At 43.0% G+C, this 12,379-nt stretch carries 12 protein-coding genes; 9 read left to right on the top strand and 3 right to left on the bottom strand.

Annotated elements, in window-relative coordinates:
- Positions 1–193 precede the first annotated feature (193 nt).
- Genes MN869_RS13780 through MN869_RS13765 form a run of 4 tightly spaced genes read left to right on the top strand, consistent with a single transcriptional unit; the run spans position 194 to position 1,962 of the window.
- Positions 194–658, top strand: coding sequence for a GNAT family N-acetyltransferase (locus tag MN869_RS13780; protein ID WP_243308209.1), 465 nt, complete (start codon positions 194–196; stop codon positions 656–658).
- A gap of 34 nt (positions 659–692) precedes the next feature.
- Positions 693–1,094, top strand: coding sequence for a cytidine deaminase (locus MN869_RS13775; protein ID WP_243308208.1), 402 nt, complete (start codon positions 693–695; stop codon positions 1,092–1,094).
- Positions 1,095–1,145: 51 nt separating this feature from the next.
- Entirely contained in the window at positions 1,146–1,646 is a 501-nt protein-coding gene (locus MN869_RS13770; protein ID WP_243308207.1) for a GNAT family N-acetyltransferase, read from the top strand.
- A gap of 10 nt (positions 1,647–1,656) precedes the next feature.
- Entirely contained in the window at positions 1,657–1,962 is a 306-nt protein-coding gene (locus tag MN869_RS13765) for an ankyrin repeat domain-containing protein (RefSeq protein ID WP_243308205.1), read from the top strand.
- A gap of 289 nt (positions 1,963–2,251) precedes the next feature.
- On the opposite strand, the gene MN869_RS13760 is transcribed toward MN869_RS13765, so the two are convergent.
- Positions 2,252–2,947 carry a TIGR04219 family outer membrane beta-barrel protein gene (locus tag MN869_RS13760; RefSeq protein ID WP_004803376.1) on the bottom strand — a complete coding sequence of 232 codons (696 nt, stop codon included), beginning with the start codon at positions 2,945–2,947 and terminating at the stop codon, positions 2,252–2,254.
- A gap of 132 nt (positions 2,948–3,079) precedes the next feature.
- Between MN869_RS13760 and MN869_RS13755 the strand changes: the two genes are divergently transcribed.
- The 3 genes from MN869_RS13755 to MN869_RS13745 all read left to right on the top strand — a co-directional run bounded on the left by MN869_RS13755 (position 3,080) and on the right by MN869_RS13745 (position 6,532).
- Positions 3,080–4,522: an aldehyde dehydrogenase family protein gene (locus MN869_RS13755; RefSeq protein WP_243308197.1), complete on the top strand. Its 1,443-nt coding sequence runs from the start codon at positions 3,080–3,082 to the stop codon at positions 4,520–4,522.
- A gap of 377 nt (positions 4,523–4,899) precedes the next feature.
- Positions 4,900–6,378: a sodium-dependent transporter gene (locus MN869_RS13750; protein WP_032857363.1), complete on the top strand. Its 1,479-nt coding sequence runs from the start codon at positions 4,900–4,902 to the stop codon at positions 6,376–6,378.
- A 10-nt stretch (positions 6,379–6,388) separates the two neighbouring features.
- The gene (locus MN869_RS13745; protein ID WP_159885716.1) at positions 6,389–6,532 is read left to right on the top strand and encodes a methionine/alanine import family NSS transporter small subunit; all 144 of its coding nucleotides are present in this window, start codon (positions 6,389–6,391) and stop codon (positions 6,530–6,532) included.
- Between the two features lie 48 nt (positions 6,533–6,580).
- Here the strand turns inward: MN869_RS13745 and rsmB are convergent, their stop codons facing one another.
- Together rsmB and fmt are read right to left on the bottom strand one after the other, a co-directional pair.
- Positions 6,581–7,888, bottom strand: coding sequence for a 16S rRNA (cytosine(967)-C(5))-methyltransferase RsmB (gene rsmB, locus MN869_RS13740; RefSeq protein ID WP_243308195.1), 1,308 nt, complete (start codon positions 7,886–7,888; stop codon positions 6,581–6,583).
- Positions 7,885–8,847 (bottom strand): methionyl-tRNA formyltransferase, encoded by a 963-nt coding sequence (gene fmt, locus MN869_RS13735; RefSeq protein WP_243308192.1) that lies wholly within the window; start codon positions 8,845–8,847, stop codon positions 7,885–7,887. The genes rsmB and fmt overlap by 4 nt, the downstream gene beginning before the upstream one ends.
- A 210-nt stretch (positions 8,848–9,057) precedes the next feature.
- Here fmt and ilvD point away from each other — a divergent pair, with 210 nt between their 5' ends.
- Positions 9,058–10,887 (top strand): dihydroxy-acid dehydratase, encoded by a 1,830-nt coding sequence (ilvD, locus tag MN869_RS13730; protein ID WP_032882001.1) that lies wholly within the window; start codon positions 9,058–9,060, stop codon positions 10,885–10,887.
- Positions 10,888–11,030: 143 nt separating this feature from the next.
- Positions 11,031–12,320, top strand: coding sequence for a hypothetical protein (locus MN869_RS13725; RefSeq protein ID WP_243308190.1), 1,290 nt, complete (start codon positions 11,031–11,033; stop codon positions 12,318–12,320).
- Positions 12,321–12,379: the final 59 nt, after the last annotated feature.

Genomic DNA, 12,379 nt, shown 5'->3' with positions numbered 1-12,379 from the left:
CCGAACTCAGAAGTGAAACCTCTTAGCGCTGATGGTAGTGTGGCACTTGCCATGTGAGAGTAAGTCATCGCCAGCTTTTAAATCTAAACACCCCCTCCGCTAACGCAGAGGGGGTGTTTTTTATGGCGCAGAGGAAAATAGGTAGAAGAAATCGGCTAAAATCGGTTAAATCATTCTCAAAATTAACAATACGATGAAAATTTCTTTGCTCGTAGATCACCCAGAAGCGATTGGAAAAATTGCAAAGTGGTATTATAACGAATGGGCTTATCTCTCTTTACAGATTACCGAAGAAATGATGCACCAAAAAGTGCTGGAAAAAGCAGCTAATCGTGATGTTATTCCTTTGGCAATCGTAGCTCATCATGGAAAAGAATTGATCGGTGCCTTAGAACTTAAGCTACGAGAGAATAAAAACTATCCAGAATATGAGCATTGGATCGGTGGGATTTTTGTTGATCCTTTATGGCGAGGACAAGGTGTTGCAAGCAGAATGATTACTATGGCAAAAGAAAAAGCTAAAGAATTAGGTGTAACCATGCTTTATTTACAATGTGAAAGCCATAATATTTCACTCTACCAAAGACATGGTTTTAAAGTGCTGCATCAAGCCAATCACCATACGGTAGAAGCAACAATTATGAGATATCAACAATAAAAATTGTGAAGTTATGACGTTGTTTGGAGATAAGATGGAACAAAAGTTATTTCAAGCTGCGAAAGTTTTTATGGAGAGCCGTTATCCTACAGGCTGGGGTGGTATTGCTGCACTAGCCACAGAGAGTGGAAAAATTTTGATTAGTGTTGCGCCTGAAACACGAAATGATGCTTTATCACTTTGTATGGAAGTTGGGGCATGTTTGGAGGCACATAAAATCAATGAAAAAATAACACATTCCCTCTGTATATGCAGAGCGTCGGAACATTCAAATATTCTAATTTTAACGCCTTGTGGAATCTGCCAAGAGCGTCTTTCCTATTGGGGAGGAGATGTTCTAGTGGCAGTAAGTACGGCTGAGAACAAATTATTATTTAAATCCTTAAGAGAACTGATGCCCTACCATTGGTCGATTGTGAATGGAGTACAGCTTTGATACGGTATAAGCAAAAGTTGTCCGTATTTAAAGCATCAGGATAGTAAGTATATGCTGAGTTATCGTCTTCTCTGCCCTGATAATGAAACTGATATAGCCAGTATCCAAGCTGTATTTGAGGCTACTCCAAATTATTTTAAACTCATTCAAGGATATAGCGCAGAGAAAAATGCTGCTCGAAACGATCTAAAAGCTGTACCTAGTGGACATCCATGTACTGCAAAGTTTTTTTACGCGATTTATCATAAAGAACAGATGATTGGTTGTATTGATATTCTGCAAGGTTATCCCGAGTCATCAATAGTATTTATTGGATTGCTATTATTTATCGAGTCTCATCAAGGTTTAGGCTATGGCCCGCAAGCAGTCCATTTTATTTCGGGTCTTGCTCATGCTTGGGGATGTGATCGGTTGAGAATTGCAGTGGTTCAATCAAATGAACCTGCATTTGCATTTTGGTCAAAGCAAGGTTTTATTGAACTTTATCGTAAAGAACTCAGTGAATATGTAGCTCCCGTAATTGTTATGGAGAGAGTGCTAACTTTTAAATGAGAGGAACTAAATGAAACTTAACTCCTTTTCACCGCTCCCTGAAGATGAACTGCATCTGCCTGAACTTGTGTATTGGGCATCCCTTGGTGATGTGGAACAAGTCGAGCAACTATTGGCAGAGGGGATAGATCCAAACCAGACCGATGATGAAGGTTATAGTGCATTACAGGCTGCTGCTGAGAACGATCATTTGGCGGTGGTGAAGCTACTCGTGAGTAAGGGTGCAAATGTCGCGTATAAAGGCGAATATACGGCATTACAGCTTGCTGAAATGGCGGAGCATAGCGAAGTGGTTGCGTATCTAAAAAGTCTTTAAATCACCTATAAAATGATAGATAAAAAGAAGCCCCATCATCCTGACGGGGCTTCTTCATATTCAGTTTATGTCGTTGATATCCTATTAACGACCACATCCTGTGTCTGTTCTTATTCTCAATGAGACTTCCTGTCTCTCTATGATTTGTATGATAGGTGAAAATTTTGTATTGGGGTATTCGCCAATCACTGCGATTGTTGTAGGTTTTGGCTTACATGAAGGAGGAGAGTTTAATGGTTGGATATAAAAAAACGGAATCTAAAGATTCCGTTTCTCACTTTATTACGATTTAGAAATGGATATCTAAGCCGATATAAGGACCTTTAAAGTTAAATTTAAGGTCATTTTTTTCGTAATCATCTAGTTTGACATCGAGGATACGATAGCCCGCTTTTAAGCCAACATCGACCAAGAGATTGTCAATAAAGTTGTATTGTAACTCGGCTTGGGCATCAGTGATTTTAGCGTCGTTAAAGTTGCTATATAACAACTCAGCTTTAGCGCTTAAGCCTGTGAAAGGTAGTTTTACCCCAGCTGACCCATAAATCACAGGAACCGTTTTATCGATATCAGTTTTGCTTAAGCCTAGTGTTTTTACATCACCGTTCAGATTGGTTGCACCTAGACCAACATCTGCATTTACGATGGTATCTAAGATTTCATAATACAAAATGAAATCGGTATGATCGATATTCAGATCATAAACTGGCTGACCTGCAACTTCATTTTCAGTTTGTGATTTTAAATTCACATAGCGAATTTTTGCATTTGGAATCAGTGGAATCGGGTGTTCAAATGCAAGAGAAACTTGTGCAGAACCTTTACGATCAAGGTCTTGATCTGGTGCAGAAGTTTGCGCAGCCATATTGGCTTCACCATTGTAATTCCAATAGCTAAGATCGCCTTTTACACCAATCATATCCGCTTGCGCCAGACCACAAAAGCTTGTCCCTAAAGCAAGCATTGATATTTTTAATATTTTCATTGCATTGTCCTAATCAGTATCAAAAACCGTAATGAATTGTTGTGAATTCATCAGCGAATGGGCGAATCATATAGTGATCTTGGAAAATATGCAGTAGTCTAATTTTAAATTTTTATAACGGGATCAAGAATAATGACAGATACAACAAGCGTGCGGGATTATCCACTATATGTCGCGGGAAAAGCAGTGAGCACGGGGCAATGGCTTGAAGTACATGATAAGTATCGAAATACCGTCTATGCACGTGTTGCTCTGGCCGATGCCAAAGTGCTTGAAAAAGCCATTTCTGCTTCAGTAAAAGCGGAACAGGAAATGGCAGCATTAAAGCCCTTTCAAAAACAACAGATCTTATTGCATTGCGTGAAGCGCTTTAATGAACTCCGTGAAGAACTGACTGAAATCTTGATTGCTGAAGGCGGCAAGCCACGCGGGGCAGCGAGCGCCGAAGTTGAACGCCTGATTAACACCTTCCAATTGGCTGCGGATGCGGTGACGCAGTTGGACGATGGTCGCATGTTACCTTTGGCGGTGACCCCTGCGGCAGCCCGTTTTAGAGGGATGGTCAAGCATGTGCCAATTGGTGCGATTTCCTTAATTAGTCCATTTAATTTCCCTTTAAATTTGGTGGCACATAAGATTGCACCTGCGATTGCAGCAGGTTGTCCGTTTGTGCTGAAACCAGCCAGTTTGACCCCAATCAGCGCATTAATGATAGCCAAGGTATTAGCTGAAACAGATCTACCTAAAGGTTCATGGTCAATCTTGCCATGTGACCGTCAAGCAGCAGATATTTTAGTGACCGATGATCGCTTTAAATTACTCAGCTTTACCGGTTCAGATCAGGTCGGTTGGGATATGAAAGCGCGCGCAGGTCGCAAGAAAGTCACCTTAGAACTGGGCGGTAATGCTGCGGTTCTGATTGATGCAGATACTGTGATTGATGAAGCACTCATAGATCGTCTGATTAGTGCGGCTTATGGGCATGCGGGGCAGGTCTGTATCAGTGTGCAGCGGATTTTAATTCATGCTGATATTTATGCAGAAGTGAAAAAGAAACTGGTCGCAAAATTGAAAAAAATAAAAGTGGATGATCCAGCTTTAGCAACGACATTGGTTGGACCAATGATTAAGGAAGCTGAGGCTGTTCGCCTAAAAAAATGGTTGGATAAAGCCGAGAAAAAAGGAGCAAAAATACTGACAGGAGGAAGTTTACAAGGCATGTTGTTTGAACCTGCTTTGCTAGAAAATGTAGATGCCAAGCTGGAAATCTATAAAGATGAAGCCTTTGGCCCTGTGGCAATTTTAGAAAAGTTTAAGATGTTTGAGCAGGGTATTGCCACGATTAACCAAAGTCGCTTTGGTTTACAGGCGGGCGTATATACGCAGAATCTGAATAAGATGCTGTATGCATGGGATCATTTACAGGTTGGAGGTGTGATTATTAACGATGTCCCAACTTTCCGTGTCGATAATATGCCTTATGGCGGGGTGAAGGATTCTGGCCTTGGTCGGGAAGGGATTCATTCTGCAATTCGGGATATGCAAGAGGAAAGGTTATTAGCCATCAAACAATAAAAAAGATTGTGGCCCAAGCGGAGTTTTAGCTTCGCTTGATTGTTTTATGTACTTGATTTTTATAAGTTGACTGCAAGGTCAAAATTACAGTCTGTTGAAAAATAATCAGTTGTTTAAAAAAGATGACTTTTTCTTTCAGAATTTACAGTAAAAAGAAATAAAAACAGGTATTGTTCGGCTATTAAAAGCAGAAAAACAAAGCCCAATCTTTAAGGAAGATGGTTTGGTTTTTGCTTTGTTTGTCCATGCAAACGGAGGCCCACAAGGTTGAAATTTCATGCAAGCAAAACAAGATTTTTTATGGCACTTTTCATGTCTGTTGGATAATAAAAACCTAACACAGCATGGAATGGCCAGCAGGACAATTTAGGTGTTTTATGGCAGATTCTCGTGAAAACTGGACATCACGATCTGGTTTTATTATTGCAGCTGTTGGTTCAGCTGTAGGTTTAGGTAACATTTGGCGTTTCCCTTATGTTGCTTATGAAAATGGCGGCGGGGCGTTTCTTATCCCTTATTTACTGGCGTTGATTACCGCTGGTTTACCTCTTTTATTCTTAGATTATGCAACCGGACACCGTGCGCGTAATTCACCTCCAAAGGCGTATCGTGCGCTATTTAAAGGCGGTGAGACACTCGGTTGGTGGCAAGTCTGTGTCTGTATCATCATTGGTTTGTACTACGCCAGTGTACTGACGTGGGCGGGGAGTTATGTCTACTTCTCAATTGGTCAGGCGTGGGGTAGTGACCCGGAAAGCTTCTTCTTTAATACTTATTTGCAGACCTCGAAAGCAACTGGCTTCGATCTACAATTTGTGAGCCATTTGTTCTGGCCAATCGTTGGTATCTGGGCACTGACCTTAATCATTTTGTACGGCGGTGTGAAGAAGGGTGTTGAATTATCCAATAAGATTTTCATGCCGTTGTTATTTGTCTTGTTTACGGTTCTGGTGATTCAGTCATTGCGTTTACCGGGTGCGGTAGAAGGCTTAAATGCATTCTTTACCCCGAACTGGTCAGCCATGATGAACTATAAAGTTTGGTTAGCAGCGTATGGCCACACTTTCTTCTCCTTGTCGGTTGGCTTCGGGATCATGGTGACCTATGCCTCTTACTTAAAACCTAAAACCAACTTAACAGGTTCAGGTTTGATCGTTGGTTTTGCCAATGCATCAACCGAGATTTTGGCGGGTATTGGTATTTTTGCTGCGTTGGGCTTTATGGCACATGCGGCAGGTAAAGAAGTACATGATGTTGTCAGTGGTGGTATTGGTCTGGCATTCATCGCATTCCCTAAAATCATTTCAAGTTTAGGTGCGGGTGCAGATTTATTTGGTTTCTTATTCTTCTCTTCGCTGTTTGTTGCGGGTATCTCTTCCATGGTCAGTATCTTGGAAGTGCCGATTGCTGCAATGCAGGACAAGTTGAAATGGGGCCGTACCAAAGCTGTAACGATTATTGGTGGTGGTAGTGCGCTGGTTTCAGTGATCTTATTCTCAAGTGTGAATGCGATTAAACTGGTAGATATCGTCGATCACTTCATCAATAACATCGGTATTATTGGTGGTGCATTGATCTCGATTATCAGTATTGCTTGGTTTAAACGTTCCGCCTTGCTTGAACTGCGTGATCACGTCAACCGTATTTCGACCATTCAATTGGGCAAAGGGTGGGATTTCACTTTAACGGTGATCACCTCGTTGATCTTGTTAACCACCTTAAGCATGACCGTATTTAACTTGGTGAAAAACGGTTACGATAGTTATAGCATGAGCTTACAAGGCATTTTTGGATGGGGCAGCGTGATTTTCTGTGCTGTCGTTGCAATTGTACTCAGCCGAATCAAAGATCGCTAGGAGAACAAATATGAATACTTCAGCAATCGTAATGATGGTGATTTCAATGGTGTTTTTATGGGGTGGATTGGCATTGTCTATTCTGCACTTATCCAAAAACCCAGAAGAACTGGATGACGTTCTGGAAGAAGTCAAAGATCAGCATACACTCTAAATAAAATGAATAAAAAAGCAGGCTTTGAAGCCTGCTTTTTTATTTTGATTACGCCAATTTTTTAATTCGGCAATAATAGAAACCATCGCCAGAGTGCGCAGACGGTAATAATTGACGACCATAAGTCTGTTCAATTCCCCAATCGGCTTCGATTTTGATTTCTTCAGCATTGGCATGTTCTGCAAAGAATGCCGCCATTTGCTGCTCATTTTCAGCTTTTAGAATTGAGCAGGTGATATACAGTAAAGTGCCGCCGACTTTAAGCTGTTGCCACATTTGCTGCAAAATCTGTTGCTGTAAGGCCACGGTTTGCGCGATATCGGTCGACTGTCTAAGCAGACGAATATCGGGATGGCGGCGAATCACGCCTGTCGCGGAACAAGGCGCATCTAGCACGATACAATCGACCAGTTGCTGTGCCTGCCAGGTGGTGGCATCAGCTGTAATAATCTCAACATTGTCCTGCTCTAGGGCCAGACGTTCTAAATTTTCAGAAACACGCAGTAAACGCTTTGCATCATGATCAAGTGCAATCAATTTTTTAGGATTAAAGCGCTCAAGGATGTGTGCAGTTTTACCCCCTGGGGCAGCACAAGCATCGACAACAACTTTGTTATCTAGGTTCGGTAAAAGCGTGGCGCACAATTGTGCATGCTCATCCTGAACAGAAAAACCGCCTTCTTCAAAACCGGGTAAATGGGTAATGTTGCCTGTTTGTTCCAAAACAATACCCACATCTGAAAGCGTGCAAGGACGAGCATCAATCTGTTCTTCGTCCAAAATCTCTAAATATTCGTTACGACTGACTTGGCGTTCATTGACGCGCAGGGTCAGTGGCGCGACTTGTTTTAAGGCTTGGCATAGCGGCTCTACTTGCTCAGGCCAATCTTTTTTGAGTCGTTTGAATAACCAACTTGGTAAACCATGGGTATTATTCAACGCGGTTTGAAATTCATCTGTTTCACGTGAAACACGACGCAGAATCGCATTGACCAAACCACTCATTGGCTCGAAACCGAGTTGCTTAGCCGCATTTACCGTTTCTGAAATCGCAGCATGTACCGGAATACGCGTACATAAAATTTGATATAAACCAAGATATAAACAACTTTCTAGGACTTCATTGTCTAATGGTTTTGTGAGCAAGGGTAAGGTAATGGCTTTTAACGAATACCATTGGCGCAAACAACCTAAAGTAAGCTCATGATATAAACCACGGTCACGTTCAGAAACGATATTGATATGTTGATTCAAAACGGAAGACAAAGATTGCCCATTTTGAACCGCCAAAAGTGTTTTGATCACCTGCGCACGCAGATTTAAATTTTTTGCAGATGATTGATTCGATTGGCTCATGGGAGAATTTGTCCAATATGTAATTTTTGGGTTTGGGCAATTTGCACTGGATTGAGGGCTTTAGCACCCGGCCATTGCAAACTGGTGAGGCACACTGCGCTATTGTCGCCACAGGCAACGTGTACGCCTTGTTTATCAATGGCAAGGATTTCACCCGCTTGTGCATCGGTTGTGCTGAGAGGTGAAAGTGTAGAACCCCAAACACGTAAGGCATTGTTTTCATCGAGCTGAATAAAAGCCACTGGCCAAGGATTAAAGGCACGAATATTACGATCAATTTGAATCGCATTCACACGCCAATCAATCCGTGCTTCGGCTTTAACTAATTTGTGTGCATAGACGGTGAGTGCTTCATCTTGCACTTCACGTTTTTCAATAAAACCCTGCAAGCTTTGTTCTGATTCAAGCACAGTACAAATCGCTTCTGCACCTTGAGCAGCCAATTTGTCATGCAAGCTGGCAGAGGTATCTTCCGCGGTAATTGGACAATAGGTTTTATACATCATATCGCCCGTATCTAAACCTGCCGCCATTTGCATGATGGTAATCCCTGTTTCAGCATCACCTGTCGCGATGGCACGTTGAATTGGCGCAGCACCACGCCAGCGTGGCAGCAATGAACCATGAATATTTAAACAACCGTATTTCGGTGTATCCAAAACCGCTTGCGGTAAAATCAGGCCGTAGGCCGCAACTACCATCACATCTGCGCCAAGTGCAGCAAGTTCTTGTCGAGCTGCCAAACCTTCTTCGGTAGATGCTTTAAAATTCAAAGGTTGATAAACAGCTAAACCGTGTTCAAGTGCCAATTGTTTAACAGGCGATGGCGTTAATTTTTGCCCACGTCCTGATTTACGGTCAGGTTGAGTATAAACCGCAATGATCTGGTGGGATGTTTTTAATAATGCCGCCAATGCGGTTGCCGCAAACTCAGGCGTACCAGCAAAAATGATTTTCACAAATGGAATCCAAATAAAACTTATCTCAAATTATAAGCGAAAAAGCCACGAGCCCCTAATTCACGGGTTGAATTGCTTTTGTGCAAAAAAAGATAGGCCTGTTGGTCATCTGTTAAACGATAACTTGTAGTATGATGCAAACAGCTCAGTATCATTTCGCCAGAGAGAAATTCTTATTTTTCTCGAGCACACACTTGTTGGGAATACAAAATGCCTGATTATCGTTCGAAAACATCAACACATGGAAGAAATATGGCGGGCGCGCGCGGTTTATGGCGTGCAACCGGTATGAAAGATGAAGATTTTGGCAAGCCAATTATTGCGGTGGTCAACTCATTTACCCAATTTGTTCCCGGTCACGTGCATCTTAAAGATTTAGGTCAACTTGTTGCGAGAGAAATTGAAGCTTCTGGTGGTGTGGCAAAAGAATTTAATACCATTGCTGTCGATGACGGCATTGCCATGGGCCATGACGGGATGCTGTATTCACTGCCATCACGTGATTTGATTGCCGATTCTGTGGAATACATGGTCAATGCCCATTGCGCCGATGCAATGGTATGTATCTCGAACTGTGACAAGATCACTCCGGGAATGCTGATGGCGGCAATGCGCTTGAACATCCCAGTGGTGTTCGTGTCTGGTGGTCCGATGGAAGCGGGTAAAGTTAAATTCCGTGGTGACGAAAAGGCGATTGACCTGGTTGATGCCATGGTGGTTGCAGCCGACGAAAGCTATACCGATGAAGAAGTGGCTGCGTTTGAACGCTCAGCATGTCCGACGTGTGGTTCATGTTCAGGGATGTTCACGGCCAACTCAATGAACTGCTTAACCGAAGCTTTAGGTTTGTCTCTACCGGGCAATGGTTCGATCGTGGCAACCCATGCCAACCGTGAAAAATTGTTCTTAAGAGCCGGTCGCTTAGTGGTTGAACTGGCGAAACGCTACTATGAACAGAATGATGACAGCATCTTGCCACGCTCAATTGCAACCAAAGCCGCATTTGAAAATGCCATGACCTTGGATATCGCAATGGGTGGTTCAACCAATACCGTATTGCATTTGCTTGCTGCTGCACATGAAGCAGAAGTTGATTTCACCATGGATGATATCGACCGTCTGTCTCGTCAAGTTCCAGTATTGTCAAAGGTTGCACCAGCTAAACAAGACGTGCATATGGAAGATGTACACCGTGCGGGTGGCATCATGGCGATCTTGGGTGAACTCGATCGTGCCAACTTACTGAATACTTCATGTCCAACCGTACATGAACCTACGCTGAAAGATGCGTTAGACAAATGGGATATTATCCGCACTGAAGATGCCGACGTGTATGAGTTTTATCGTTCATCTCCGGGTGGTATTCCAACCCAAGTGGCATTCTCGCAGAACCGTTATTACTCTACCTTAGATGGTGACCGTGAAAAAGGCGTGATTCGTAATGCTGAACATGCCTTCTCTCAAGATGGTGGTTTGGCCGTCCTTTACGGCAACATCGCTCTGGATGGCTGTATCGTTAAAACCGCGGGTGTGGATGAGTCAATTCTTAAATTTACTGGTACAGCACGCGTTTTTGAAAGCCAAGATGCCGCAGTAGAAGCGATTCTGGATCATAAAATCGTAGCGGGTGACATCGTGGTGATTCGCTATGAAGGGCCACGTGGTGGACCAGGTATGCAGGAAATGTTGTACCCAACCAGTTACTTGAAGTCGAAAGGCTTAGGTAAGGACTGTGCCTTGATTACTGATGGTCGCTTCTCGGGTGGTTCATCAGGTTTGTCGATCGGTCACGTGTCCCCAGAAGCAGCAGAAGGTGGTGCGATTGGTTTGGTTGAAGATGGCGATACCATTGAAATTGATATTCCAAACCGTACCATTCATTTGAATGTGGATGATGCGACTATGGCGCATCGCCGTACCGTTCAGGAAGCAAAAGGCTGGCATCCTGCCGAAGAGCGTAAACGTAAAGTGTCTAAGTCATTGAAGATTTACGCAATGCATTCGACCAGCGCAGCCAAAGGCGCAGTACGAGTTTTGTAATCCCATTTAGTCCCTCTTTCAATTAAGGGGGACTTTTTTGTTATTTTATAAGATACTGAATACACTTATTGGCTCACTTGTTAGAGCACAAGTTTGAAAAAACTTTTCCATTTATAAATTTATGACCATTAGAGGCTATCGACATGTCTTTGTTACGTCGTTGGTTTGACCCCATTCGATCGAGTTGGTTCTATCAGAAACCTTCACGTCAGGCGGTGTTACCTACGGAACAGGGTTTGAGTATTTACCTGCGTCTAGACGATGTTTATAGCTATCTTGCGGTACAACAACTGGATCAGCTCAATGAAATCCTGAGTGATGAGTTGAAACCATTAAAAGTGATTATTTCGAGGCAGGACGCAGAGCCTCCGAATGGAATGTCCACACAGGAATGGCTCAGTTACTGTTTAAATGATGCCAAGATTCTGGCCAAGCAACATCGGTTTGGCTTTGATGACACCCCAGAAATCCCCAGCGTAGAAGCACTACAACAAGCTGAAACCATTCTTCGAAATACCCCCTTACGTGAACAGAACTTCTTACATTTACTGGAAGACGTGTTCCATATGCTGTGGCAACAACAATACGGCAAATTACGTACCCTGTATGCCATGGCCAGTCGGCACCAAAGCCCGCAAGATTATCCTGAACGCATTTTTAAAGATGTGCCCGTTGCCGCCAGCTATTTCGAATTTGGTGAGCGGAAATATCAAGCAGTCGATGATTTATTGCGTCTGACGCGTCGTCTGAAACAACAAAAACTGCTGACCGGAAATCCAATTTTCCTGATTAATCATATCGAATGGCGCGAGCATTTGATTAATGATGGTGAAGCGCTCAATGAAGTGCAGGCCATGCATCCCGAGCTAGATTTATACATTGCGCTTGAAGATCCCATGAGCTGGTTATTACTGGCCTATATCAAAGAAGAACTGGCCAATTATTATAATATTCAGCTGAAAGTCTATCCGCTCAGTTACCACGGGCGAGACTGGTTTGACTGGAGCTTGGCTACTCGTGTTTCCAAACGGACCCAAGTGGCGTTTACGCCGTTCTGCCGTCCGACCAAAGAAGCGACCTATGAGATGGCACGACTGTTTTATAGCGTGCCTGAAGAACAGCAAGTCGATTGTATTCATCAGATTTTTGAAGGGGTGTGGACACGAGGTAAAGACCTGTCATTTAAAGCCCATTTCCAGCGCATGCAAAAACGTTTAGAGATCGAGCACATCACTGAGCAGGATGTCGAAGCTTTGCTGAAGCAGAATGATGAATTGTGTCAGCAAAAGCATCAGCCTGATTTTCCAGTGTTAGAATTGCGTATTGATGGGCAAAGTTATGTCTTTAACAGCCTGTATCGGGTCTGGATGATTGAAAGCATCATCAGCAATGTGTTGGAAGATAAATATAGAACTGCCTCAAGCTCTGCCTGAGGCCTACTCCCAAAAATAAGAATAGGGCAAGCTGCGCTTTTTTTCGTAGCATAGCTCCG

It is taken from the genome of Acinetobacter sp. NIPH1876, assembly GCF_022808535.1.
Taxonomy (GTDB): Bacteria; Pseudomonadota; Gammaproteobacteria; order Pseudomonadales; family Moraxellaceae; genus Acinetobacter; species Acinetobacter higginsii.
This window is presented reverse-complemented; position numbering and strand designations above follow the sequence as displayed.

Bases quoted from the DNA above. Each gene is read 5' to 3' on its own strand.
- MN869_RS13775 (WP_243308208.1), top strand. From the start codon at position 693: ATGGAACAAAAGTTATTTCAAGCTGCGAAAGTTTTTATGGAGAGCCGT.
- MN869_RS13750 (WP_032857363.1), top strand. From the start codon at position 4,900: ATGGCAGATTCTCGTGAAAACTGGACATCACGATCTGGTTTTATTATT.
- MN869_RS13760 (WP_004803376.1), bottom strand. From the start codon at position 2,947: ATGAAAATATTAAAAATATCAATGCTTGCTTTAGGGACAAGCTTTTGT.
- MN869_RS13755 (WP_243308197.1), top strand. From the start codon at position 3,080: ATGACAGATACAACAAGCGTGCGGGATTATCCACTATATGTCGCGGGA.
- MN869_RS13725 (WP_243308190.1), top strand. From the start codon at position 11,031: ATGTCTTTGTTACGTCGTTGGTTTGACCCCATTCGATCGAGTTGGTTC.
- rsmB (WP_243308195.1), bottom strand. From the start codon at position 7,888: ATGAGCCAATCGAATCAATCATCTGCAAAAAATTTAAATCTGCGTGCG.
- ilvD (WP_032882001.1), top strand. From the start codon at position 9,058: ATGCCTGATTATCGTTCGAAAACATCAACACATGGAAGAAATATGGCG.
- MN869_RS13745 (WP_159885716.1), top strand. From the start codon at position 6,389: ATGAATACTTCAGCAATCGTAATGATGGTGATTTCAATGGTGTTTTTA.
- MN869_RS13770 (WP_243308207.1), top strand. From the start codon at position 1,146: ATGCTGAGTTATCGTCTTCTCTGCCCTGATAATGAAACTGATATAGCC.
- MN869_RS13765 (WP_243308205.1), top strand. From the start codon at position 1,657: ATGAAACTTAACTCCTTTTCACCGCTCCCTGAAGATGAACTGCATCTG.
- MN869_RS13780 (WP_243308209.1), top strand. From the start codon at position 194: ATGAAAATTTCTTTGCTCGTAGATCACCCAGAAGCGATTGGAAAAATT.